At 68.5% G+C, this 24875-nt stretch carries 23 protein-coding genes; 7 read left to right on the top strand and 16 right to left on the bottom strand.

Annotated elements, in window-relative coordinates; all coding sequences use genetic code 11:
* The first annotated feature begins 107 nt into the window (after window positions 1-107).
* From IAE24_RS08440 to IAE24_RS08455, 4 genes are all read left to right on the top strand, one after another.
* Complete coding sequence (locus IAE24_RS08440; RefSeq protein ID WP_013804019.1) at window positions 108-1205, top strand: ABC transporter ATP-binding protein; 1098 nt, start codon at window positions 108-110, stop codon at window positions 1203-1205.
* Between the two features lie 96 nt (window positions 1206-1301).
* Window positions 1302-2681: a SpoIIE family protein phosphatase gene (locus IAE24_RS08445; protein ID WP_099752509.1), complete on the top strand. Its 1380-nt coding sequence runs from the start codon at window positions 1302-1304 to the stop codon at window positions 2679-2681.
* Window positions 2678-3310, top strand: coding sequence for a DUF6272 family protein (locus tag IAE24_RS08450; protein WP_099752510.1), 633 nt, complete (start codon window positions 2678-2680; stop codon window positions 3308-3310). The genes IAE24_RS08445 and IAE24_RS08450 overlap by 4 nt, the downstream gene beginning before the upstream one ends.
* 37 nt (window positions 3311-3347) lie before the next feature.
* The gene (locus IAE24_RS08455; RefSeq protein ID WP_012203514.1) at window positions 3348-3734 is read left to right on the top strand and encodes a DUF1987 domain-containing protein; all 387 of its coding nucleotides are present in this window, start codon (window positions 3348-3350) and stop codon (window positions 3732-3734) included.
* A gap of 12 nt (window positions 3735-3746) precedes the next feature.
* On the opposite strand, the gene IAE24_RS08460 is transcribed toward IAE24_RS08455, so the two are convergent.
* The 7 genes from IAE24_RS08460 to IAE24_RS08490 form a co-directional block, all read right to left on the bottom strand.
* Entirely contained in the window at window positions 3747-4223 is a 477-nt protein-coding gene (locus IAE24_RS08460) for a GNAT family N-acetyltransferase (protein WP_199960180.1), read from the bottom strand.
* A gap of 14 nt (window positions 4224-4237) precedes the next feature.
* Window positions 4238-4987 (bottom strand): lysophospholipid acyltransferase family protein, encoded by a 750-nt coding sequence (locus IAE24_RS08465; RefSeq protein ID WP_043824190.1) that lies wholly within the window; start codon window positions 4985-4987, stop codon window positions 4238-4240.
* Window positions 4988-5151: 164 nt separating this feature from the next.
* Window positions 5152-6447, bottom strand: a complete 1296-nt coding sequence (locus IAE24_RS08470; protein WP_199960181.1) for a dihydroorotase — start codon at window positions 6445-6447, stop codon at window positions 5152-5154.
* Between the two features lie 78 nt (window positions 6448-6525).
* Window positions 6526-7488: an aspartate carbamoyltransferase catalytic subunit gene (locus IAE24_RS08475; RefSeq protein ID WP_012203510.1), complete on the bottom strand. Its 963-nt coding sequence runs from the start codon at window positions 7486-7488 to the stop codon at window positions 6526-6528.
* 2 nt (window positions 7489-7490) lie between these two features.
* Complete coding sequence (pyrR, locus tag IAE24_RS08480; RefSeq protein ID WP_012203509.1) at window positions 7491-8009, bottom strand: bifunctional pyr operon transcriptional regulator/uracil phosphoribosyltransferase PyrR; 519 nt, start codon at window positions 8007-8009, stop codon at window positions 7491-7493.
* Window positions 8006-8464: a Holliday junction resolvase RuvX gene (gene ruvX / locus IAE24_RS08485; RefSeq protein WP_016447930.1), complete on the bottom strand. Its 459-nt coding sequence runs from the start codon at window positions 8462-8464 to the stop codon at window positions 8006-8008. Before ruvX ends, pyrR begins: the two co-directional genes overlap by 4 nt.
* Window positions 8461-9060, bottom strand: a complete 600-nt coding sequence (locus IAE24_RS08490) for a YqgE/AlgH family protein (RefSeq protein ID WP_012203507.1) — start codon at window positions 9058-9060, stop codon at window positions 8461-8463. The genes ruvX and IAE24_RS08490 overlap by 4 nt, the downstream gene beginning before the upstream one ends.
* A gap of 24 nt (window positions 9061-9084) precedes the next feature.
* Between IAE24_RS08490 and IAE24_RS08495 the strand changes: the two genes are divergently transcribed.
* Entirely contained in the window at window positions 9085-10578 is a 1494-nt protein-coding gene (locus tag IAE24_RS08495; protein ID WP_199960182.1) for a cryptochrome/photolyase family protein, read from the top strand.
* Between the two features lie 15 nt (window positions 10579-10593).
* Here IAE24_RS08495 and IAE24_RS08500 read toward each other — a convergent pair whose 3' ends face one another.
* From IAE24_RS08500 to IAE24_RS08535, 8 genes are all read right to left on the bottom strand, one after another.
* Window positions 10594-10986: a type II toxin-antitoxin system RelE/ParE family toxin gene (locus tag IAE24_RS08500; protein ID WP_043824195.1), complete on the bottom strand. Its 393-nt coding sequence runs from the start codon at window positions 10984-10986 to the stop codon at window positions 10594-10596.
* Between the two features lie 32 nt (window positions 10987-11018).
* Window positions 11019-11321 (bottom strand): type II toxin-antitoxin system Phd/YefM family antitoxin, encoded by a 303-nt coding sequence (locus IAE24_RS08505; RefSeq protein ID WP_043824197.1) that lies wholly within the window; start codon window positions 11319-11321, stop codon window positions 11019-11021.
* Window positions 11322-11449: 128 nt separating this feature from the next.
* Window positions 11450-17887: an Hpt domain-containing protein gene (locus IAE24_RS08510; RefSeq protein WP_200016362.1), complete on the bottom strand. Its 6438-nt coding sequence runs from the start codon at window positions 17885-17887 to the stop codon at window positions 11450-11452.
* A 50-nt stretch (window positions 17888-17937) separates the two neighbouring features.
* Complete coding sequence (locus IAE24_RS08515) at window positions 17938-20187, bottom strand: methyl-accepting chemotaxis protein (protein WP_012203504.1); 2250 nt, start codon at window positions 20185-20187, stop codon at window positions 17938-17940.
* Between the two features lie 18 nt (window positions 20188-20205).
* Window positions 20206-20733, bottom strand: coding sequence for a chemotaxis protein CheW (locus IAE24_RS08520; protein ID WP_012203503.1), 528 nt, complete (start codon window positions 20731-20733; stop codon window positions 20206-20208).
* A 15-nt stretch (window positions 20734-20748) separates the two neighbouring features.
* On the bottom strand, window positions 20749-21114 hold the full coding sequence (locus IAE24_RS08525; protein WP_013804030.1) for a response regulator: 366 nt from the start codon (window positions 21112-21114) through the stop codon (window positions 20749-20751).
* Window positions 21114-21512, bottom strand: a complete 399-nt coding sequence (locus IAE24_RS08530; protein ID WP_012203501.1) for a response regulator — start codon at window positions 21510-21512, stop codon at window positions 21114-21116. Before IAE24_RS08530 ends, IAE24_RS08525 begins: the two co-directional genes overlap by 1 nt.
* A gap of 47 nt (window positions 21513-21559) precedes the next feature.
* The gene (locus IAE24_RS08535) at window positions 21560-21712 is read right to left on the bottom strand and encodes a rubredoxin (RefSeq protein WP_013804031.1); all 153 of its coding nucleotides are present in this window, start codon (window positions 21710-21712) and stop codon (window positions 21560-21562) included.
* Window positions 21713-21827: 115 nt separating this feature from the next.
* On the opposite strand from IAE24_RS08535, the gene thiD reads away from it, so the two are divergent.
* Entirely contained in the window at window positions 21828-22784 is a 957-nt protein-coding gene (gene thiD, locus IAE24_RS08540) for a bifunctional hydroxymethylpyrimidine kinase/phosphomethylpyrimidine kinase (RefSeq protein WP_012203499.1), read from the top strand.
* A gap of 59 nt (window positions 22785-22843) precedes the next feature.
* Window positions 22844-24160, top strand: a complete 1317-nt coding sequence (gene hemL / locus IAE24_RS08545; protein ID WP_373681038.1) for a glutamate-1-semialdehyde 2,1-aminomutase — start codon at window positions 22844-22846, stop codon at window positions 24158-24160.
* Window positions 24161-24231: 71 nt separating this feature from the next.
* Here hemL and IAE24_RS08550 read toward each other — a convergent pair whose 3' ends face one another.
* Window positions 24232-24630 (bottom strand): hypothetical protein, encoded by a 399-nt coding sequence (locus IAE24_RS08550; RefSeq protein WP_199962529.1) that lies wholly within the window; start codon window positions 24628-24630, stop codon window positions 24232-24234.
* Window positions 24631-24875: the final 245 nt, after the last annotated feature.

Here is a 24875-nt window from a genome sequence, read left to right on the forward strand (position 1 = left end):
GACCGGGCGTGCCTGCAGGCTGCTGGAGTCGGCGGGCTCCGGGCATGCCCCTGGCCCGCCAATGCAAATGCGAATTCTATTCATTTGCGCGGTTCTACAATCGCCGCATGTTTTTGACCGTCTCCCAACTCGAGGTGCGCTACCCGGGCCGCGACAGGCCTGCCGTGCAGGGCGTCACGCTGAATCTGGCCGCTGGCGACATCGGCGTGCTCATCGGCCCCTCGGGCTGCGGCAAGACCACGCTGCTGCGTGCCGTGGCGGGCCTGGAGCCCGTGAGCGGCGGCGAGATCCGCATCGACGGCCAGCTCGTGGGCAGCGCGGATTTCTCGCTCCCTCCCGAGCAGCGGCGCATCGGCATGGTGTTCCAGGACTATGCGCTGTTCCCCCATCTGAACGTGGGCCGCAACGTGGCCTTCGGCATCCACCATCTGCCCAAGGCGCGCCAGGCCGAGCGCGTGGCCGAGGTGCTGGAGCTGGTGGGCCTGGCCGGCAGCGCAGGGAGGTTTCCGCATGAGCTGTCGGGCGGCCAGCAGCAGCGCGTGGCACTGGCGCGCGCACTGGCGCCCAGCCCGCAGCTGATGCTGCTGGACGAGCCGTTCTCCAACCTCGACGTGGACCTGCGCGAGCGCCTGGCGCATGAGGTGCGCGGCATCCTCAAGGCCGCAGGCGCCACGGCCCTGTTCGTCACGCACGACCAGCTGGAGGCCTTTGCCATCGGCGACATGATCGGCGTGGTCCACCAGGGGCAGCTGCAGCAGTGGGACGACGCCTATTCGCTGTACCACCGCCCTGCCACGCGCTTCGTGGCGGACTTCATCGGCCACGGCGTCTTCGTGCCGGCCACGCTGGCGCCTTCCGGGGCCGGCGGCGTGGTGGCGCGCACGGCGCTGGGCGATCTGGTCGATCCGGCCACCTGCCCGCTGCCCGCGCAGTTTCCGGGCGGCGAATGCGATGTGCTGCTGCGCGCCGACGATGTGGTGCACGACGATGCCTCGCCCGTGCAGGCGCGCATCCTGCGCAAGGCGTTTCGCGGCTCGGAGTTCCTCTACACGCTGGAGCTGGCCAGCGGCCACAGCGTGATGGCCCATGTGCCCAGCCACCACGACCATGCGGTGGGCGAGTGGGTGGGAATCCGGCTCGACATGAATCACGTGGTCGCCTTCCCGCGAGAAACACAGGGCGCCCCGCAGTCCGCTGCAGCCTGAACCAGCGGCGTCCGCCGCGCCGTCCGGGCTTTGTCATTCGACGGTCACGGGTGGAACCCAGAATCAGTCACATCTTGTGACAATTCAAGGCCACCCATGTTTGCTCTGGACCCCTCCTCCACGCAGCACCCCGCAGCGGATCAGCTACCTGACCCTGTACCCGTTCCCGCGCTGGCCCCGGCGCCCGCCGCGCCGCGCCTTGTGGCCCGTGCGGGCCAGCTCAGCCAGCCCACGGCACCGATCCCCCCCGAGGCCAGCAACGAGGATGTGCACCGGCTGTTCAGCGAGCAGCCCCTGCTCGAAACCCTGGCCGTGGTGGCCGATGACCGGCCGCTGGGCCTGATCAACCGCCAGCGCTTCATGGAGCAGTACGCGCGGCCCTTTGCGCGCGACGTGTTCGGCCGCCGCAGCTGCCTGGTATTCACCGACACCGCGCCCATGGTGGTGGCGGCCGGCCTGCCCATCGACCAGCTGGTGCAGCAGGCGCTGGCCAGCGGCAGCCGCGTGCTCAAGGACGGCTTCATCACCGTGGAGGAAGGCCGCTACGCAGGCATAGGCACGGGCCACGCGCTGATGGCCGCCATGTCCGACATCGAGGCCGACAAGACGCGCCAGCTCATGGCCAGCATCGACTACGCCAGCCTGATCCAGCGCTCGCACCTGGTCGAATCCGACCGCGTGCTCGCCAGCCAGCTGGCCGACCACGGCCTGCTGTGGGAGCCGCGCGACGTGGTGGGCGGCGATGCGTACTTCTTCCGCGCCACTCCGCAGGGCCTGCTGGGCTGCATGTTCGACTGCACGGGCCACGGCGTGCCGGGCGCCTTCATGACGCTGATTGCGCTGTCCTTTCTCGAACAGGCCGTGGCGCCTGCAGGTATCGGCACCGGCACCGGCGCCGCCATCGACCCCGGCGCCCTGCTGGGCCAGATGAACCGCTACATCAAGCGCGTGCTGCAGCAGCGCAGCCGCGACGTCCAGCCCGCCTGGGGCGCACCGGCAGCGCCCGCCGACGGCCTGCCCGCCGAAAAATCCTCCAGCGACGGCCTGGACGCCGCGCTGTTCCTGCAGTCGCCCTGCGGCACGCAACTGCGCTTTGCCTCGGCCCGGCTGGACCTGCTGGTGGCGCCACCCGGCGTGCAGGAGGCGGCCCAGGTACAGATCCATGCCGGCGACAAGCTGGGCATAGGCTATGCGACCACGCCCGACGACGCGGCCTGGAGCACGCAGGAGCTGGAGGTCGCGCCCGGCTCGCTGCTGATGGTGGCCACCGATGGCGTCATCGACCAATTGGGCGGCCCGCGCCAGATCGCCCATGGCAGAAAGCGCCTGGCGCGCTTCCTGCACGAGCAGCACGACCGCCCCGCCGCCCAGGCCTGCGCCGAATTCCGGCAGGCCTTTGCCCAGTGGCAGGGCACGCAGCGCCGCCGCGACGATGTCTCGCTGCTGGTGTGGCGCAACCAGGCCCTGCAGCCATGAGCCCGTCCGAATTCGCGCACCTGCGCGCCCAGGCCGAGCACAACGGCCTGCTGCTGTACTACGCGGGCACCTTCAACCCCAACGTGATCCAGGCGGCAGCCGACACGCTCAAGTGCCGGCTGGCCAGCGAGGACGGATCGAGCAGCGCCAAGCGCAAGCTGTTTTCCACCTTCATCGAGATGGCGCAGAACGTGCTGCACTACGCGGCGCCGCTGCCTGCCTCTGACGCCGGAGCCAGCCAGGCACTCGGCGAACCCGTGGCGCAGGGCGCCATAGGCGTGGGCCGCATCGATGCACCGGCCGGTGTCCCGGACGCGGGGGCCGATCAGGCACAGGCGCGCTTCTGGATTGCCTGCAGCAACGCCGTGCGCCGCGAACATGTGCCGCGCCTGGCCGCCAAGCTGGATGCCGTGCGCGCCATGAGCCACCCCGAAATCAAGGCCGCCTACAAGGCCCAGCTGCACAACACCGACCACAGCGCCAGCGATGACATCAGCCGCGGCGCGGGCCTGGGCTGGCTGACCATTGCGCGCGACGCCTCGGCACCGCTGCAATACCACATCGCCACGGGAGAGGACGCCGCAGATACCGCGCCCCATGCCGTGTTCCACGTCAAGGCGCTGATCTGAGCGCCGGGACCCCTTCCCGAATCCGAATGACGCCGCCATGCAAGCACTGAAATCCGAACGCACTTCCGTCACGCCCGAAGTGGTCTTCTCGCCGGCCGAGCAGCTTTTGCGCATCGAAGGCGAGTGCTATCCCGAAAACCCGCTGCCCTTCTTCAACCCCCTGCTGGCCATGCTGGGCCAGTACTTCGAGGCCAGCCAGCCCGCACGCTTCGTGGCCGAGGTGAAGCTGCAGTACATCAACAGCGCATCGACCATGGGACTGCGCTCGCTGTTCGAGCTGCTCGACCATGCAGGCAGCAAGGGCACGGACATCCGCGTGCTCTGGGCCTTCGACGAGGAAGACGACGCCATCGAGGAACTGGGCGCCGACCTGGTGGAGGACTTCGCCAACCTGGTACTGGAGCGACAGCCCTACAGCAACTGAGGGGCCGGCCTTTCAGGCCAGCGGCTTGCCCATGAGCACCGTGGTCAGGCCGCAGTCCCATTCCTCGTCGGGATAGGTGTCCAGCGTGGCGTAGCCCTGCGCCGTGTAAAAGCCCAGGGCCTGGGTGTTGAAGCTGTCGGTCTCCAGGCGCACCTGGGCGTGGCCGGCGGCGCGCAGAGCCTGCTCGGCATGGGCCAGCAGCGCACGGCCCACGCCGCGCCCCTGCCAGGCCGGCAGCACATGCAGGGCGCCGATGAAATCATCCACCCAGTCCACGAAGCCGGCGACCACGCCATCGCACTCGGCCACCCAGAACAGGTGGCCGCGCGACTGCACGTACTGCGCGGTCTTGCCGGAGGCGCAGAACTGCGCATGCTTGTCCGCCGTCAGCTGGGGCTTCCAGGTGCTCTCGTAGGTGGCCCAGAGCACGGCGTTCAGGGCGGGAAGGTCATCAGGCCGCGAGGGCCGAAGCGTGAGGGTGTCAGTCATGTCTCTGGCAGCGTTCAGGCCTGGCGCAGCCGGTCCACCTCGGCATGCAGGTCCTGGGCCCAGACGCGGCGGTCGCGGCCTTCGGCCGTCTGAGGCTGGCCATAGTGGACGACGGCCACCAGGTCGTCGGCACACAGCGTGCGCCAGATGGAGCCCAGCAGGGTTTCGTCGCCCTCGTAGCTGGGTGCGTGGCTGATCTGCCCGGTGGCGCCGTCGATGAAGCGCAGGCCCACGGGCAGCACGGGCGCATCGATCTGCACGGCCGCCTGCAGCAGGTTGGCATGAAAGGGCAGCAGCTTGCGGCCGTCGCCCGTCGTGCCTTCGGGGAAGATGGCCAGGATCTCGCGGCGCTGCAGGGATTCCTCCATGCTCTGCACCATGCGCCGGGCATCGCGGCGCGAGGTGCGCTCGATGTACAGCGTGCCCGCCGCCGTGGCCAGCGTGCCGATCAGCGGCCAGCCCTTGACGTCGGACTTGGAGATGAAGCGGCAGTGCCGCGCCGCATGCAGCACGGGAATGTCGAGCCAGGAAATATGGTTGCTGACCATGAGCATGGGGCCCTGGCGCGGCGGCTCGCCCTGGATCTCCAGGCGCACGCCCGCATGGGCCAGCAACTGCAGGGCCCAGGCCTGCACATGGGCGTGCTGGCGCGCCTCGGGCAGCTGCGGAAAGCGCAGGGCCACGATCCACAGCCCCTTGCACACATGGCCGAACAGGCGCGCTGCGCGCAGCGTGGCGCGCCCTCCATTACGCAAGCGTTTCATTTCAGCCATTCAGAGCGTTTGGCAACGCCCATGCCCGTGAAACAGGCACGCTCCATCTCAGGGACACCGAGGAAGGGCCGCCCCGCACCGAGGGTGTCGTCCCCCTCCCTCGCGTAGCGAGTAGAGAGGGGGAAGTCGCGAAGCGACTCAGGGGGCGCTTCATTTCAGCGGCGTTCGTAAGCGATACGGCCATCGACCAGCGTGCAGCGCACACGGGCCGGCAGCTCGTAGCCGCCGAAGGGCGTGCTCTTGCCCTGGCTGGCCAGCTCCTGGGGCTTCACGGTCCAGGCCGCCTGCGGATCGACGATGCACAGGTCGGCCACGCCGCCCTCGGCCAGACGGCCCAGTTGCTCCTGCAGCTCGCCCAGCGCCGTTCCCAGCACCTGCACGGGCGACGCCGTGATGGCGGCCAGTGCGCGGCTCAGGGGCACACCGCTTTCCTGCGACCACTTGACGGCCAGCGACAGCAGCAGTTCCACGCCCGTGGCGCCGGGCTCGGCCTCGGCAAAGGGCAGGACCTTGGCGTCTTCATCGACGGGCGTGTGGTCGGAGACCAGGGCGTCGATGGTGCCATCGGCCAGCGCGGCAGACAGCGCATCGCGGTCGCGCTGCTGGCGCAGCGGGGGCGTGACGCGGGCGCTGCTGTCGAAGTAGCCGATATCGGTATCGGTCAGGTGCAGCGAGTTGATGGACACGTCGGCCGTGACCTGCAGGCCTTCGGCCTTGGCACGGCGCACCAGTTCCACGCCTGCGGCGCTGGACAGGCGGCACAGGTGCACGCGCGCCTGGGTGCCGCGCATCAGCTCGAAGATGGTGTGCAGGGCAATCGTCTCGGCCGCCACGGGCACGCCGGACAGGCCCATGCGCGTGGCCAGCGGGCCGCTGGCGGCCACGCCCTTGCCCAGGTACAGCTCCTGCGGGCGCAGCCACACGGTGTAGCCGTAGGTGGCCGCATACGCCAGCGCGCGCTGCAGGGTCTGGGTGCTGGTCATGGGCACTTCGGCCTGGCTGAAGCCGATGCAGCCGGACTCGGTCAGCTCGGCCATCTCGGTCAGCACCTCGCCCTTGAGGCCCAGCGTCAGCGCGCCCAGCGGGAACAGGCGCGACTGGTGCAGCTTCTCGGCGCGGAACTTGAGCATCTCCACCAGGCCCTGCTCGTCGAGCACGGGATCGGTGTCGGGCGGGCAGACCAGGCTGGTCACGCCACCGGCCACCGATGCAGCCATCTCGGACTGCAGCATGCCTTCGTGCTCGTGGCCGGGCTCGCGCAGGCGCACGGCCAGATCGACCAGGCCCGGCAGCACCCAGCAGCCGGCGGCATCGATCTCGCGTTCTGCGGCAAATCCCTCGGGCGGCTTGCCGATGGCCAGCACCTTGCCGCCGTCGATGGCCACGTCGGCCTGCTGGTCCAGACCCCGTGCCGGGTCCATCACTCGGCCGTTGCGGATGAGTATCTTCATGGTTTGCTACCCCGTAGACCGCAGGCGGCGCATGGGCTGCGGCCTGCGGCGATCAAAAACATTTGCGTGTGTGGAGGCTCAAGCCTCGTTACCGGCGACGATGGACATGACGGCCATGCGGACCGCGATGCCGAACGAGACCTGCGACAGGATCACGGCCTGCGGGCCATCGACCACTTCGGAGTCGATCTCCACGCCGCGGTTGATGGGTCCCGGGTGCATGACGATGGCGTCCGGCTTGGCCAGGCGCAGCTTCTCGGCCGTGAGGCCGAAGCTCTTGAAGTATTCCTGGCTGGACGGCAGCAGGGCGCCGCTCATGCGCTCGTTCTGCAGGCGCAGCATGATGATCACGTCGCAGTCCCGGATGCCCTCTTCCAGCGTGTGGAAGACGCGCACGCCCATCTGCGCCAGGTCCGGCGGCACCAGGGTGCGCGGGCCGACGACGCGCACTTCGGCCGCGCCCAGCGTGGTCAGCGCATGGATGTCGGAGCGCGCCACGCGCGAGTGCAGCACATCGCCCACGATGGCCACGCGCAGGTTGGCGAAGTCCTTCTTGTAGTGGCGGATGGTGTACATGTCCAGCAGCCCCTGCGTGGGGTGGGCGTGGCGGCCGTCGCCGGCATTGACCACGTGGACATGGGGCGCCACATGCTGGGCGATGAGGTAGGGCGCACCCGACTCGCTGTGGCGCACGACGAAGATGTCGGCGGCCATGGCCGAGAGGTTGGCGATGGTGTCCAGCAGCGACTCGCCCTTGCTGGCCGAGCTGCGCGCGATGTCCAGGTTGAACACGTCGGCCGACAGGCGCTTGGCCGCGATCTCGAACGTGGTGCGCGTGCGCGTGCTGTTCTCGAAGAACAGGTTGAACACGCTCTTGCCGCGCAGCAGCGGCACCTTCTTGACCTCGCGGTCATTGACGCTGACGAAGTTGGCCGCCGTGTCCAGGATGTGGGTGAGGATGTCCTTGGACAGTCCTTCGGTGGACAGCAGGTGGATCAGTTCGCCGTTCTTGTTGAGCTGGGGATTGCGCTTGTACAGCACGGTCAGGCCTCTTGGATGCGGAATTGGAAGACGCCGGCGTCATCGCGCGCCAGCGACAGCAGGCGGTCGGCCGGCAGCGCGATGCGCGCGGCGGCAAAGTCGGCCTGGAAGGGCAACTCGCGCCCGCCCCGGTCCACCAGCACCGCCAGGCGCACGCAGGCCGGGCGGCCGTAGTCATAGAGTTCGTTGAGCACGGCGCGCACGGTGCGGCCGGTGTAGAGCACGTCGTCCAGCACCAGGATGTCGGCGCCGTTGACGTCAAAGTCGATCTGCGTCTGGGCGCTGGTGGCCATGCCGCGCTGCGCGAAGTCGTCGCGGTGCAGGGCCGAGGACAGCACGCTGGGGTTGCCGGGCAGGTTCAGGTCCTTGTGCAGGCGCTCCACCAGCCAGGCGCCGCCCGAGGTGATGCCAGCCAGGCGGGTTTCAGGCCCCATGAGGCTGCGCACGCCGCGCAGCAGTTCGCGGTACAGGGCCTCGGCGTCCAGCACCAGGCTGCCGGCTCCCGCAATGGTTTCACTCATGGAAGACTCCTCAAAAACTGTTCAAGAATGATGCAGGCCGAGGCCGCATCGGCATCCCTTGCGCCACCGGCCAGGGCCTCGGTGGTGCTATAGCGCTCGTCCACCTCGTAGACAGGCAGGCCGAAGCGGCTCTTGAGCTGGCGGCCGAATTTCTTCGCCCGCGCCGTGTTCTCGTGCGCATTGCCGTCGGGGTGGTAGGGCACGCCGATGACCAGCGCATCGGGCTGCCACTCCTTGATGCGCTCGCCGGCCTGGGCCAGGCGGGCCTCGCCGGCCTCGGCGCGGATGGTGGGCAGCGGGTTGGCCGAGCGCAGCAGGCGCGTGCCCACGGCGCAGCCCGTGCGCTTGGCCCCGAAGTCGAAGGCCACGAAACTCTGGAAATGGGAGGGAACGGTGGGCGGCACGGCCGTGCCGGCTGCCGCTGCTGCCTGGGACTCGGGAGCGGGCAGGCTCATGCGCGCCCCGCTTCGGGCGAGATCATCCAGCGCTGCAGGCCCAGCAGGCCCAGGGCGCGGTCATAGCGGTCGTCGACCGGGGTATCGAAGATGACGTTGGCGTCGGCGCCCACCGTGAGCCAGGCGTTTTCGGCCAGCTCCGACTCCAGCTGGCCCTCGCCCCAGGACGCGTAGCCCAGGGTGACCAGCAGGCGCTTGGGGCCTGCGCCGTCGGACAGGGCTTCGAGCACGTCCTTGGAGGTGGTCATCTCCAGGCCGCCGGGGATGGTCATGGTCGAGGCGTAGGCGGACTCGTCGTCGGGCGCGCCTTCGATGACCATGGGGTCGTGCAGCACAAAGCCGCGATCGGTCTGCACGGGTCCGCCGTTGAAGACACGGTTGCCGCGAAGGTCCTCGCGGCCCAGGGCCAGATCCACCTTTTCCAGCAAGCCTTCCAGCGTAAGCTGCGAGGGCTTGTTGATAATCAGACCGAGCGCACCGCGCTCGCTGTGTTCGCACAGGTAGATCACACTGCGCGAGAACGCTTCGTCTTCCAGGCCAGGCATGGCAATCAGGAAGTGGTGCGTCAGATTGATAGGCGCAGTTTCAGCAGACATAACCACGGATTTTACCGGCGATCCATGCCACCTTCTTACCCTGTGGGCTTGGTCTGGCTGCGGCGCGACCTGCGCCTGGCCGACCATGCTGCCCTCTACCACGCGCTGCGCCAGTGCAGGCAGGTGCATTGCGTGTTCATCTTCGACGACGACATCCTCGCCCCCCTGCCCCGTGCAGACCGGCGCGTGGAGTTCATCTGCCAGAGCCTGAGCGGGCTGGACGATGCGCTGCGCGAGGCCTCGGGCCGCGCCGACACCGGCCTCATCGTGCGCCGTGGCCAGCCCGCTGAGCAGATCCCGGACCTGGCCCGGCAGCTCGGCGCCCAGGCCGTGTTCTGCAACTGGGACGACGAGCCCGACGCCCTGGCCCGCGACGCCCGCGTGCGCCAGGCCCTGGCCGCCGAGGGCGTGGCCCTGCACAGCTTCAAGGACCATATGGTCTTTGCGCGCGACGAGGTACTGACCCAGGCCGGCGCGCCGTTCTCGGTGTTCACCCCGTACAAGAACGCCTGGCTGCGCCAGATCACGCCCTTCTTCCTGTCCGCCTATCCCAGCGAGCGCGACCTGCCCGAGCGCCTGGCCCCGCGCCCCGAAGGCGAGCGCCGCCCCGTGCCCACCGCAGCCGACCTGGGCTTCGAAGCCGGCACGCTGGACGGCCTGCGCCTGCCCACGGGCTGCGCTGGCGCCGAGGAACTGCTGGCCGACTTCCTGCCGCGCCTGCCGCGCTACAAGCAGGCGCGCGACTTTCCCGCCGTCAAGGGCCCCAGCTACCTGAGCGTGCACCTGCGCTTTGGCACGGTCTCCATCCGCCGCCTGGCAAGGCTGGCCTGGGAGCAGACGCAGAGCCAGCCCCATGATGCCGAGGGCGCCGCCACCTGGCTGTCCGAGCTGATCTGGCGCGACTTCTATTTCCAGATCCTGGCCCACCATCCGCACGTGGTGCACGCCAGCTTCAAGCCCGCCTACGACGCCATCGTGTGGGATACCGGCTCCGAGGCCGATGCGCTGTACGCCGCCTGGTGCGAGGGCCGCACCGGCTATCCGCTGGTCGATGCCGCCATGCGCCAGCTCAACACCACGGGCTACATGCACAACCGGCTGCGCATGGTGGCGGCCAGCTTTCTGGTCAAGGATCTGGGCATAGACTGGCGCCGGGGCGAGGCCTGGTTTGCGCGCCAGCTCAACGACTTCGACCTGGCGGCCAACAACGGCGGCTGGCAGTGGGCGGCCTCCACGGGCTGCGACGCCCAGCCCTGGTTCCGCATCTTCAACCCCATCACGCAAAGCCAGAAGTTCGATGCCGATGCGCGCTTCATCGAGCGCTACGTGCCCGAACTGGCTCGCCTGCCCGCCGCGCTTCGCCACGCGCCCTGGCAGGCCCGGCCGCTGGAGCTGGCCGAGGCCGGCGTGGTGCTGGGCACGGACTACCCCCATCCCGCTGTGGACCACGCCGCCGCGCGCGAGCGCACGCTGGCCCGCTACGGCGTGGTCAAGCAGGCGGCCGATGACTCCAAATGATTCCCACTGCCCACCTCATCGCTGCAGGGTCCAGTGATTCGGAAAATCGAAGGAAAGCTGCCTTTGGTGGCGGATCGAAAGCAGGTAAACCGTGCCCCTGATCCGCGCATACAGCAGCAGATAGTGGGCCATCACGTACTCACGCAGCTCGCCGTCCTTGTCGAGTGAGCCCAGTTGTTTCTTCAGACGTGCCAAACCCCTGGCGCCCTCGACCGAGCGAGCCGGCAGCTCAAGAAACGAGCGACCCATGCCAGGGAAGCTTTCCAGATTGGGGATGACGGTCTCCGTCAGTTCGTCCAGCAGCGCGTCGAAGGCGTGCGGGGCCTGGGCCTCGATCAGGAAGTCCTCAAGCACTTGCAGGTTCCGCTCGAAGTTGCCCGTGAGCTTGACGGTGCTCCTGACTGCCATGCTGCGAGGCCGCGTTCAGGGCGTGCTATGCATTACCCGGCCGCCCTGGCAGCACGTCGGCGCTTGATGGCGCCCAGCGTGCTGCGCGCATCCTTGACCTCGCCCGCCGCCACATCCGCGAGGCCTTGGCTGGCATCGTCGATCAGCAGCAAATGGATTCGCTCGCGCTCCAGCTGATGGTAGTAGCCCAGCCGTTGGGCGTCGATGATGGCCACGTAGCTCTCACCGTTCTTGGTGATGATCTTCTCGGCCCCTGCCTTCACCTGGTCGGCCAGTTCAGACAGGTGTGCCCTGGCTTGCGACAGCGGAATCACGTCACCGGCAGAAATGGCCATGTTCGGCTCCCCCAGGAGTTGTACAGAATCCTGCACATCATAAGCACTTCGAAATGGGCCTCACGCACGGGCCGTTGAAACAAAAAAGAGCAGCGGATGCTGCTCTTTTTTGTTCAGGCCACCAGCCTTCAGGCCCCTTCGCCCAGGGGCTCGCTGTCCACCTGCTGCGCCTGCAGCGACTGCGGCGCCAGCGGGCCGCCGCTGATGCTGCCGCCCTGCAGGGAGTAGTGCTGGATCAGGCCCAGCAGTTCCTCGTCCGAGTAGGGCTTGCCCAGGTAGTGGTTGGCGCCCAGCTGGCGCGCCATCTCGCGGTGCTTCTGGGCGATGCGCGAGGTGATCATGACCACGGGCAGGTCGCGCAGGGCCTCGTCGGCGCGGATGTTGCGCAGCAGGTCGAAGCCATCCATGCGCGGCATCTCGATGTCGGACAGCACCAGGGTCGGGCGCTCCTCGGCCAGGCGTTCCATGGCCTGCAGGCCATCGGCCGCCAGGGCCACGCGGTAGCCTTCGCGCTGCAGCAGGCGCTGGGTGACGCGGCGCACGGTGATGGAGTCGTCCACCACCAGCACCAGCGGCACCGAGGCCGGCCCTGCGCTGGCCAGCACGGCTTCGCCGTCGCCCTGGCCTGCGGCGCGCTCGGCCTCTTCGGTCCGGGCGCGCACCTCGTCGCCATAGACGTTGGCCAGCGCCACGGGGTTGTAGATCTGCACCACGGCGCCCGAGGCCAGCACCGACATGCCGGTCAGGCCGGGCAGGCGGGCCAGCTGGGGGCCGAGGTTCTTGATCACCACTTCCTGGTTGCCCAGCACTTCGTCCACGTGCAGCGCAATGCGCTGCGCCGCGCTGCGCAGGATGACCACGGGCCGGGTGCGGCCCACGGTTTCCTCGCTGCGCAGCGAGGACTGCCACAGCGCGCCGGCCCAGTAGAAAGGCAGGGTCTCGCTGCCGTCTTCGAAGCTGTGGCTGGCATAGGCCTGCTGCAGCAGCTCCAGCGGCGCGCGGCGCACGATTTCCACCAGGCTGGCGGGCACGCCGACCAGCAACTGGCCCGCGCGCAGCATGACCACCTGGGTGACGGCGGTCGTCAGCGGCAGCACGAGGCGGAAGGCACTGCCCCTGCCCGCCTCGCTGTGGGTTTCGATGCGGCCGCCCAGCGCGTTGACTTCGGAGCGCACCACGTCCATGCCGATGCCGCGCCCGGCCACGCCGGTCACCTCGGTGGCCGTGGTGAAGCCGGGCTCGAAGATCAGGCGGCCGGCGTCCTGCTCCGTCAGCGTCTGGTCCTCGGGCCACAGGCCCTGGGCCACGGCCTTGTCGCGGATGCGCTGCAGGTTCAGGCCGGCGCCATCGTCCTCCACCGACAGCGCCACGTCGTTGCGCTCCTGGCTCAGGATGATTTCAATGGTGCCCATGGCGGGCTTGCCTGCGGCGGCACGCTGCTCGGGCGACTCGATGCCGTGGGCCACGCAGTTGCGCAGCAAGTGCTCGAAGGCCGGCATCATGCGGTCCAGCATGCCCCGGTCCATTTCAATGGTGCCGCCCAGGATGTTCAGCCGCACCTGCTTGCCCATCTCCTTGGAGGTCTGGCGGACCACGGCGTACAGGCGCTCGGCCAGGGAGTCGAACTCCACCATGCGCGTGCGCAGCAGGTCGCGCTGCAACTCGCGGGCCTGGCGGCCCTGGGCGACCAGGTCGTCCTCGGCGCCGGCCATGTCGCGCTGCAGGTTGCGCTGCACGGTGGCCACGTCGTTGACCGACTCGGCCATCATGCGGGTGAGTTCCTGCACGCGCGTGAAGCGGTCGAACTCCAGCGGGTCGAAGCCCACGGCCGAGTCCTTGGACAGGGCCAGGCGCGACTGCATCTGGCTCTCGGCCTGGACCTCGATGTCGCGCAGCTGCATGCGCAGGCGCTCCAGGTTGCCGGCCAGCTCGTCCAGCGAGCCACGGGCCTGGGCCAGGCGCGCATCGACACGCGAGCGCGCAATCAGCACCTCGCCAGCCTGGCTGATCAGGCGGTCCAGCAGCTGGGCGCGCACGCGCACCGTCTGCTGGGCACCGGCGCGCAGCGGCGCAGTGACAGGCGCTGGCACAGGGGCCGCGGCCGCCGGTGATCCAGCCGCTGCCGATGCGTCGGAGGCCGCAGCCGCTGCGGGCTCGTCGTGGGAGATTTCATCGCCCAGGTCCAGCGGCGCTTCCTGCGCCTGCTCACCGGCCACGCGCAGCACGTCGAAGCCGGCCTGCAGCGCGTCGAAGCTGCCCAGCAAGGGCTCGATCTGCTCGGCGGTCGGAGATTCGCCATCGACCCGCTCCACGGCAGATTCAAGGCGGTGGGCCATCTCGCCCAGGCGCATGGCGCCCGCCAGCCGGGCACTGCCCTTGAGCGTGTGCAGGGCGCGCAGGGTTTCGTGGCGCGCCTCGTCCAGCGAGGGCCGGCCATGCCAGCGGCGCAGCGCGGCGCCCAGGCGGGGCAGCAGCTCGATGGCCTCTTCCTCGAAGATGGGGAACAGGTCGGGATCGACCTCGTCCAGCGCATCGATGTCATCGTCCAGGTCGCTGCCCACGGCCACGGCATGGGCGATGGCCTCGTCGATGCGGCGCTGCAGCTCGGCTTCGTGGCGCGCATCGTTGACCAGGGGACGCATGGAGTAGGCCAGGGGCGCCACCGACGGTGTCTGCGCCTGGGCACCGGCGTCGAGCACGGCGTCCGTGCCATCGCTGGCGTCCTGAGGCTCCAGTTGGTCCAGTTGGTCCAGTTGGTCCAGTTGGTCCAGCTGCTCCAGCGCGTCCAGGCGGCTGTCCGGCGCGTCTGCGGCCTCGATGTCCAGCGCCAGCAGTGCCTGCAGGGCCTCTTCCACGCCCGGCTGGGGCGTCTTGAGGAAACCGGCGGCGAACTGGTGCAGCAGGCGCTGCACTTCGTCGGAGGCCGCCACGCAGGCGGCAACCTGGTCGGGCGTGCCACAGCGCTGCGGCTGCAGATGGGTCAGCGTATGTTCCAGCAGGCGCGCCAGGTCCGACAAGGCCTTGAAGCCCACGGTGGCCGAGCTTCCCGCCAGCGAATGCGCAAAGGCGACGGCGTCGTCGGGCACGGGCTCGCCGGGCTCGGTCGCCCATTGCTGCAGCGTCAGGTCCAGGCGGCGCGACCATTCGTCGGCCTCGTTGAGGTAGACGTTGTACAGCGGCGCGCTGATGCGCAGGCCATCCACGACCTTGAAGCCATCGGCGTCGATGCCGGACAGATCCTCGTCGCCGGACTTTTCGGCCTGCGGGGTTTCTGCCTCGGGCACCTCGGGCGCCTTGACCGACTCGACTGCGTCGGATGCTTCAACCGCTTCTGGCGCTTCTGGCGCTTCTGGCGCTTCTGGCGCTTCTGGCGCTTCGACCGCTTCAACCGCCTCAACCGTTTCTGGCACCGCGATCATCTCGATCGCTTCGGCGGGTGCCGCTGCCGGGGTCAGGCCCAGATCCAGGTCCAGCCCCTCGAAGGGCGCCAGGGGCACGGCGGCTTGCGGTGCTTCAGTTTCAGTTTCGGTTCCAGCTTCGGCCTCGATGGCTTCGGCTTCGATGGCGGCGGCCTCGGGCAACGCGGGCGGGTCGCCCGCGACGACGGCCAGGGCCTCCTGCTCGCTGTCGCGCATGGCGGCTTCGAAGGCCGCAAAGTCCAGTTCCTCGACGGCGTCGGTGGCCAGTTCGGCAGGCGCCTCGGCGGCTTGCGGCGTCAGTGCCTCCAGCGACTCCTGAGGCGCGGCGGCCGAAGGCTGGGGGTCCGGCTCCAGCAGGTCGAAGTCCAGCGCAAAGTCCAGCTCGCCAGATGGCTGGACGGGCTGGGCGGGCGTGGCCTGCTCGGGCGCATCCAGGTGTTCTGCCTGCGGCTCCTGGGCCACGGGCGCGAATTCCTCGATTGCGACGGTAGCGGGTGCGGGCTCGAGTTCGGGTTCGGGCTGTGCGAGGGGCTCGGCACGCGGTGTGCGCGGCACCAGGGCCACGTCGGCGCGCAGGCCTTCCAGGCGCATGGCATCGGCCGCAGCGCGGAAAGGCGTGGCCTGCCAGGCGTCGGCCTGGTGGCGCTCTATGGCCGAGGCCCAGGCGCCAAAGGCGCGCAACGCATCGCTGGCCAGCTCCTGCATGGGCTGGGGCATGGCCTTTTGCTCGGCCAGCCAAGCGTTGAGCATCTGCTCCATGGCCCAGCCGGCTTCGCCGAATTCATCCAGGCCCACCATCCGCGAACTGCCCTTGAGCGTATGGAAGGCGCGGCGCAGCGTGGTCTGCTCGCTGAGGTTGCCGGGCTCGTCGGCCAGGGCGCGCAGGGCCTGCAGGCCGTTGTCCACCACCTCGCGAGCCTCTTCCAGGAAGATGCCCAGCAGTTCGTCGTCCGAGTCTTCTTCCGAGACCGACAGGCCGGCCGGCGGGGGCAGGGGCTCGGACACGGACACGGATGCAGAGACGGTTTCAGGCGCAGATTCGGCTGCCGGCTCTGGCTCGGCCAGGGACTGGTCCAGCTGGAAGACCGGCTCGGCCGGTGCTTCGAGGGCCTTGGCAAATTGCGCCAGTTCCGCGGCATCGGCCAGCACGTCCTGCTCGGCGGCGGCGGGCTGCGCCAGCGGCTCGGTCGCGATGTCCACGGGAGCCGGGGGCGGCGGGGGCGGCGTGGAGGGCGCGGCAGATTCCGGCTCGGCGATGGCGTCCTGCGGCACGGGCAGCGGCTGGGCCACGGCAACGGCTTCGCGCTGCGGCGGCACGGCGGCGGTATCCAGGGCGGGCAGTTGCTCGGGCGCCTTGCCCGCATCATCGGCCCGGTGGCCGCGACGGCCCATGAGGATGCGCAGGCCGCCTTCGGCCTCGTCATAGACGAAGAGCTTGCGCGCCATGCTGCGCTGGTAGCTCAGCATGTCGATCAGAAAGCCCATGGCGCCCAGGCTGTTGCCCAGTTTCTCGAACACCTGGGGACGTTCTGCGTCGTCGATCTCACCCAGCACCAGCCGTTCCACGGTCTCGCGCATGCGCTGCATGGCCTGCGTGGCCTGGTCCAGGCCCAGCACGGACAGTACGCCGCGCATCTGGGCCATCTGGCCCGAGACGGGTGCCAGCACGGTGGCATCGGCAGGATTGCGGAAATACTGGTCCAGGTGCCGCTCGGCCTCGGCCAGCGTGGCACGCAGCTCGCCCACGACCGAGCCCATGGTCTGGTGGTCGCTGGCCTGGCGGTACAGCTCCTCCATCCAGGGCTCCAGCGGACGCGCGGGCGCGCCCTGCAGGGATTCCTCCAGGCGCTGGACCAGGTTGGCGGACTGCTCGGCCAGTTCCTCGTCGCCCATGTCCATGGTGGCAAAGGCCGCCTGCAGGTAGAGCACGGAGGTGGCCACTTCCATGGCCAGTTCGGCCGGTGGCGGCTCGCCGATGCGGGCCACGGTTTCGGCCACCTTGATCAGCATGCGCGCCAGGCCATGGCTGGCCGGATGCAGCTTGACCAGGGATTCGGCCACCTGGGCGAACTGGTCCACCACGGTCTTGGTGCGGGCACGATCGCCGCCGGCCAGGGCGGACCAGGTATCGGCTGCCGTGGTGATGCGCTTGCGCGCCTGCACCAGCACCGCCGGGTCGTAGCGGCCAAAGCGTGTCTGCTGGTAGTCCACCTGGGGCTGGGCCTGCATGCCGTAGGCCTGGCGCACCGCCTGCAGGGCGGCGCCGGCCTGCTCGGCAGGGCGGGCCTGGGCGCAGAAGAACAGCAGGTCCTGCAGCAGCCGCGCAGGCGGCGTGCGGTCGCCCTTGGCCATGGCCGCGTACTGCATGAGCACGCGCGAGGCCATGCGCTTGACGTACAGGTCGACCACGATCATCCCGCGCGACTGCGCGTCGAAGAAGCCGGCCGCCACCTTCCAGAAGCTGCGCGCGGTGACATCCTCGGTCTGGCCCACGGCAAAGCGCAGGCACAGGTCGCGCATCTGGGCGGCGGCCTCGCGGTCGTCGCTCTTGACCATGCGCAGCACCACGCCGTCGAGCAGGGCCCGGGCATCGGGGCCGTAGGCCAGCGGCTCGGGCTGGCGCGCCCACTCAGGCTCGCGCGCGCGGCGCTCGGCAGGCCACAGGTCGGCCGGATGCACCTTGTCATTGCCGGCCAGCGCCTGGGTGTCACGGTATTGGGGAAACAGGGCCACGGCCGAGACGGTCTTGCCGGCCAGCACGGTTTCCAGGTATTCGATGAGCGCGAAGCTGGCACGCTCCAGCGTGGCGGCGGCCTGGTCGGTGCACAGCTCGGGGCGCTGCACAAAGCGCTGCACGGCGCTTTCCATGCCGCGCAGCACCAGGGCCGGAGAGCCCAGGCCCACCATTTCGAGGGCGCCGCAGGCCTGGTGCAGTTGCTGGCGGGCGATGCGCAGGGCCGAGGTGTCAAGCTCCTCAAGGTCCGAGGCGCGCGCCGCATCGGCATCGCGCACGAAACGGGCCACCGCCTTGCTCGCCCCTTCCAGCGACTTGCGCAGCTCATCGAGCACCCAGGCCAGCGGGCCCAGGTCCTGTTCGGTGTGCGCGGCCTGCGCCGCGCCCGTTTGCGATTCGTCAACCACTGACATGGACAGTTCCCCAAGCCCCTAGGGCCTGTGCATAGCTATGTTGGACCGGGTCAGGCAATCTTGAAACGCGCCACCGACTGGCGCAGTTCCTCGGCCATGTGCGAGAGTTCGCGCACCTGCTGTGCCGTGGTGCGCGTACCTTCGCCCGTCTGCTCGGTCACCGCGAAAATGTGCTGGATGTTCTCGGCCACGTCGTTGGCCAGAACGGCTTCGCGCGAGGTGGACGAGGAGATCAGCTCGATCAGCTCGGCCAGATGGCGCGACACGGAGTCGATCTCGGTCAGCGCGGTGCCGGCGGAGTCGGACAGGCGGGCCCCCTCGACCACACCCTGGGTGGAGCGCTCCATGGCGGCCACGGCATCCTGGGTGTCGGTCTGAATCGCCTTCACCAGCGCCGCGATCTGGCGCGTCGCGTCGGCCGAGCGTTCGGCCAGGCGCTGCACTTCTTCGGCCACCACCGAGAAGCCGCGACCGGCTTCACCGGCCGATGCGGCCTGGATGGCGGCGTTCAGCGCCAGCACGTTGGTCTGCTCGGTAATGTCGGAAATCAGCTCGGTGATTTCGCCGATCTCCTGCGAGGATTCGCCCAGCCGCTTGATGCGCTTGGAGGTTTCCTGGATCTGGTCGCGGATGGAGTTCATGCCGCCGATGGCGTTCTGCACGGCCTTCAGGCCCAGGTCGGCAGCTTCCAGCGACTGGCGCGCCACCTGGGCAGATTCCTGCGCCTGCGTGGAGACCTCGTTGATGCGGCCGGCCATGTCCAGCACGGAGCGGCCGGTTTCGCGGATCTCGCGCAGCTGTTCGGTCGATGCGGCCAGCAGCTCGGTGGAGTTGGCATCCACCTCGGCCGTGGTCTGCGCCACGCGCGTTGCCGTGTTCTGCACGCTGCCCACCAGGGCGCGCAACTCTTCCACCGTGTAGTTCACCGAGTCGGCAATGGCGCCGGTGATGTCCTCGGTCACGGTCGCTTCCTGCGTCAGATCGCCCTCGGCCACCGACTGCAGCTCGTTCATCAAACGCAAAATGGCGGCCTGGTTGGCGTCGTTGATGCGCTTGGCTTCATGCTCCTGCACGCGCGACTCTTCCTGGCGGCGTTCGGCAGCTTCCTGGCGCAGGCGGCTGTCGAGCAGCTGCACGCGGGACAGGCCCACGCCGCACAGCAGCACCAGCACGGTGGCCAGGGCCAGCAGGCCCATGGGCAGCGAGCCGATGCCGGCGCCGCTTTGCAGCTTGGTCTGCAGGTCTTCCAGCTGGCGGCGCAGCGGTTCGCTGTCGGCGTTGATGGCGGTCTGTGCCTCGCGGGCGGAGACCAGGCCCTGCAGGTTGCCCAGAATGGCGCTGGCCTCGGTGCGGGTCTCTTCGTAGAGCTTGATCAGTGCCTCGATCTGCTCGCGGGTCTGGGCGTCGCGCGTGGGGGGCAGGCGCAGTTCGCTGCTGCCGCCCAGCAGGCTTTCGGAGATTTCCTTGAACGAGTTCAAGTCCTTGCCCAGCAGGAACACGGCCTCGGGGCTCACGCCTTCGGCGGTCTGGAATTCGTTGGCCGACTTGCCGATACGCTGGGTCAACATCACCAGCTGGCCTGCGGCCGAGATCTCGGCGGGGCTGGCGCCCTGCTGCAGCTTGAGCGAGGAGATGGTTTCGGCGATCTCCAGCAGGTCCGAGGACTGGCGGTTGATGGTGCGCAGCGCGTCGCCGACCTGGGTCAGGATCTGCTTTTGCTCCATCACCACCTTGGCGCTTTGCTCGGCGCGCTCCATCAGCGGCATGATCTGGCCCAGCTCGTCGGCGTAGGCGCCGCCCAGCGGGCGCACGCCCATGGAGTCATCGCCCGAGGTGAGGGCGCGCACGTTGCGCGCCAGCACGCCCGCACTGTCTTGCACGTCCGCAAACGAAGGTGCCGCGCCGGTCAGCGCCTGCGACACCGACTTGGCAAGGCGCTGCGACTGCATCAGGGCCTGGCCGGTGGCGGCCAGCTGCTGTGCCGAGCCGTCCGCCTGGCGCAGCGCCCATGCCGCCGCCAGCACCAGGGCCAGCACGGAAACGCCCAGCAGCGTGGACAGCGTGCGCTGGTGGCGCGCGGCAGGCGCGCGGCCCAGCAGCGGCAGGACCACCGTTTCCTGGTCCAGGACTGCGCCGGCGTCGCCCGGCATGGCGTCGGGCGCGCCCTGCACGGTCATGGACGCATCGAGTGCGTACATATCCTGGGAGACGGTGTCTCCGAGCATGCTGTTGTCCGCGCCCGAGCCGGAGTCGGCCGGCTTGCGTTGGAAGCGATTTGCAAGACGTTGCAAGAATGACATGGGACGACCTTCAGAAACTCAGGCGCGAATGCTCAGAAACTCGGAGGTTTGGGACAGGCGCTGCAATTGCAGCTCCTGCCAGCGGTGGCCCGCTTCATCGATATGCACGGGGCCGAAAAAGGCGGGGGATTGCTCGGGCGCGGGCTCGGTGCGCACAAAGGCGTCGGCGCTGCGCAGGCCCTGCAGGCGGTCCACCAGCAGGGAGGCGTTCACTTCCAGCGCGGCATTGAAGGCCAGCAGGCTGGACTCGGCCAGCGCCGGTTCGCTGCGCGCCACGCCATGGCCCAGCAGGCTGGCCAGGTCGATCACCCCGGCCAGGGTGCCGCGCAGGTTGGCAATGCCCAGGAACCAGGGCTTTGTATAGGGCACGGGCTGTACGCCGGCCCAGGGAAAGATCTCGCCGGACTGGCCCAGCGGCATCAGGTAGTTGCGCCCGCCGGCCTGGACGGCCAGCCAGGCCGCCACCTTGACGCCTTCGCTGCGTGCGGCCTGGAGACGGCCGGCCAGACGGGATTGCAGATCGCGCAGTGCTTCACGGTTCGCCATGGCCAGCGCACCGCGTCAGTTCAGCGCCGCGATCTTGGCCTGCAGCTCGCCTGCATCCACCGGCTTGGTGATGTAGTCACGCGCGCCCTGGCGCATGCCCCAGACCCGGTCGGTTTCCTGGTTCTTGCTGGTGCACATGATGATGGGCAGGTCCGCGTACAGCGGGTCGCGCGTGATGGCGCGCGTGAGCTGAAAGCCGTTCTGGCCGGGCATGACCACGTCCATCAGGATCAGGTCGGGCCGGTCTTCGGCCAGGCTGCGCAGGGCTTCTTCGCCGTTCTCGGCCGTACGTACCTGCAGTCCCTGCTTTTGCAGCATGTCGGACAGAAACATCAGTTCGGTCTTGGAATCGTCCACGACCAGGACTTTGCGGATGGGCATCAAAGTGCTCCTATGGTTTGCTTGCCGAACTGCTCCACGGCCTGCAGCAGCTGGTCTTTGGTGAAGGGTTTCGTGAGGTAGTCCTGGCAGCCCACCATGCGCCCGCGCGCCTTGTCGAATACGCCGTCCTTGGACGAGAGCATGACCACGGGCGTATCGGAGAAGCGCGCGTTGCGCTTGATGATGGCGCAGGTCTGGTAGCCGTCCAGCTTGGGCATGAGGATGTCGCAGAAGATCAGCTGGGGCTGATAGTCGTTGACTTTGGACAGTGCGTCGAAGCCGTCGTCGGCCAGGAGCACTTCGTGCCCGCCCTGTTTGAGGAAGATTTCTGCGCTGCGGCGGATGGTATTGCTGTCATCCACCACGAGTACGCGCAAGGGTGCGCCCGATGTCGTCACTGAGAAACCTCCCGGAAATGTATGAGTCGGCGCGGGTGGTCCCGCGCTCAGATTTCGACCATCTCAAAGTCTTCTTTACGTGCACCGCATTCGGGACAGGTCCAATTCATGGGCACGTCATCCCAACGCGTCTGGGGTGCGATGCCATGCTCGGGGCAGCCTTGCGCCTCGTCATAGATCCACCCGCAGATCAAGCACATCCAAGTTTTAGGGTCGGTCACAGCTTAAAGGGCCTTCACATAGAATGCAACGATTGTATCTAGTCATAACCACCCGTCACGGCCTTCGCTGGCGGGGCGCAAACTGGGCTGAGCCATGGCATTGAACCCCTCCAACTCCCCCAGTCCCGACACCGAATTGGTGGACGAAACCGCTCCCGTATGCGTGCTGGTCTTCAACGCCAGCGACCCCAGCGGAGCAGGTGGCCTGTCGGCCGACATCGCCACCATCGCCTCGGTCGGCGGCCATCCGCTGCCCGTGGTCACGGGTGCCTACGCACGCGATTCGGCCAAGATCTTCGAGCATTTTCCCTTTGACGACGAGGCCGTGGCCGAGCAGGCGCGCGCCGTGCTGGAGGACATACCCGTGTCCGCCATCAAGGTCGGCTTCGTGGGCAGCCCGGGCAACCTGGCGGCGATCGCCGAGATAGCTTCCGACTATCCCGACATCCCCATCGTCTGCTACATGCCGGACCTGTCGTGGTGGGAGGAAGACCCGCTCGACCAGTACATGGACGCGCTCAAGGAGCTTGTGCTGCCGCAAACCTCGGTGTTGGTTGGAAGCCACAGTACGCTGTGCCGCTGGCTGCTGCCCGACTGGAGCAACAGCCGCAGCCCCACGGCGCGCGACATCGCCATGGCGGCCGAGGCCCTGGAAGTGCCCTACGTGCTGGTCACCGGCATCCCCCTGCCCGACCAGTTCGTGGACAACGTGCTGGCCACGGCGCAGTCCGTGCTGGGCAACAGCAAGTACGAGATGTTCGACGCCACGTTCACCGGCTCGGGCGACACCCTGTCGGCCGCGCTGGCGGCCCTGGTGGCCAGCGGCAACGACCTGGGGCTGGCCACGCAGGAGGCGCTGGAGTACCTGGACCGCAGCCTGGACAGCGGCTTTCGCCCCGGCATGGGCCACTTCATCCCGGACCGCATGTTCTGGGCCCAGCCCGAGCCCGAGGACGAAGACGCCGAGGCCGCCGAGCCGCTCACCGAGCTTGACGCCGACACCCAGGCCATCGAAGGCTTTGTGATGCCGCCCCATGACACCAAGCATTGAGGCAGGCCGCCCCTGAGCGGCTGCGCCCTTGCTTGGCGCCTCTGGCTTGTACCCCGCACATGGCAGACTCCTGCACTATGACCACTGACCTGAATATTCCCCTGTTCGAACGCGCCAAGGCCGTGATCCCCGGCGGCGTGAATTCACCCGTGCGCGCCTTCAACGCCGTGGGCGGCACGCCGCGCTTCGTGCGCCGTGCGCAGGGCGCGCATTTCTGGGACGAGAACGCCCAGCAGTTCACCGACTACATCGGCTCCTGGGGTCCGATGATCCTGGGCCACGGCCACCCCGAGGTGATGGCCGCCGTGCAGGCCGCCGCGCTGGAAGGCTTCTCCTTCGGCGCACCCACGGAACGCGAGGTGGTGCTGGCCGAGAAGATCCTCTCGCTCATGCCCTCCATGGACATGGTGCGCATGGTCAGCTCGGGCACCGAGGCCGGCATGAGCGCGCTGCGCCTGGCGCGCGGCTTCACGGGCCGCAACAAGATCATCAAGTTCAACGGCTGCTACCACGGCCATGCCGACGCGCTGCTGGTCAAGGCCGGCTCGGGCCTGGCGACGTTCGGCGCCTCCTCCTCGGCCGGCGTGCCGCAGGACGTGGTCAAGGACACCGTGGTGCTGGAATACAACGACGTGGGCCAGCTCGAAGAGGCCTTCGCCCAGTTCGGCGACCAGATCGCCTGCGTGATCATGGAGCCCATTGCCGGCAACATGAACTTCGTGCGCGCCAGCGTGCCCTTCACGCGCCGCATCCGCGAACTCACGCGCGAGCATGGCGCGCTGATGGTCTACGACGAGGTGATGACCGGCTTTCGCGTGGCCCTGGGCAGCGCCCAGAGCCTGTACGCCCAGCAGATCGAAGGCTTTGCGCCCGACATCACCGTGCTGGGCAAGGTCATCGGCGGCGGCATGCCCATGGCGGCCTTCGGCGCGCGCCGCGAGATCATGGAAAAGCTCTCGCCCCTGGGCCCGGTCTACCAGGCCGGCACGCTGTCGGGCAACCCCATTGCCACGGCCTGCGGACTCAAGACGCTGGAGCTGATCAGCGAGCCGGGCTTCCACGACGCCCTGCACGCGAAGACCGGCCGCCTGATGGCCGGCTTCAAGGCCGAGGCCGACGCCGCAGGCGTGCCCTTCAGCGTGGACCACCAGGGCGGCCTGTTCGGCTTCTACCTGCTGCCCGAGCTGCCCAGCACCTGGACCGAGGTCATGAAGACCGATGGCGCACGCTTCAACCGCTTCTTCCACGGCATGCTGGAGCGCGGCCACTACTTTGCGCCCGCCCTGTACGAGGCCGGCTTCGTGAGCGCCGCGCACACGGACGCGGACATCGACAAAACCATCGAAGCCGCGCGCGAAGTGTTCAAGACGCTCTGATATCCGCAGATATCTTCCCTTGCACGCCAACGCCACCAACGCCGTGATCCGGCGCTGGCGTGCAGGTCACATCACTCGTCGTCGCCCTGGTCCACGAACTCCACCAGCTCCGGCAGCATCTCCAGCTGCTGGATAGCGTCCTTGAGCCGCAAGCCGAAGCGTGATTCCGGCCGCCCGAAGGCGCCCTGCGCCAGCCGCAGCGCCGCCGTTGCCTTGACCCATTCCACCTCGAAGGCATAGCGGTCCGCGTGCTGCTGGACACTCATGCGCTTGATGTGTTCCAGCGCCAGCTCCACGACGCAGTCCACATCGATTTCACTGTCGTCCCTGTCGGGATCGTCGACCATCAGTTCAATCAACTGCTGCAGCGTGCTGTGCACCAGGCCCAGCGAAGCATGCATGGCCTGCTGCCAGGTGGGAAGAAAAGGTGGTGGGGAATGGGCCGCCTGAGCGGCGATGAGAGGGTGCATGTCTTGGCTCCTACTTGCGCGCACGAACGCGCCAGCCCCAGAAATCTGGGTACAACAGAACCCCACTTTTCGCTGGGGGTCACAAACGCTGTTGAAAAGATGCTTCGACACACCGGGCCTTTCGGCCTCCCGCAAGTGTAGTAGCTGGATGTTTTCAAAACCAGGCCGAGCGCAGCGACGGCCCGCCCCCACTCCCCGTATGTCAGCGCCTGCGTCGGGCCGCCTGCGGGGTTGCAGTCCTGCCG

This window comes from Delftia sp. S65, assembly GCF_016516495.1.
GTDB classification, from domain to species: Bacteria; Pseudomonadota; Gammaproteobacteria; order Burkholderiales; family Burkholderiaceae_C; genus Comamonas; species Comamonas acidovorans.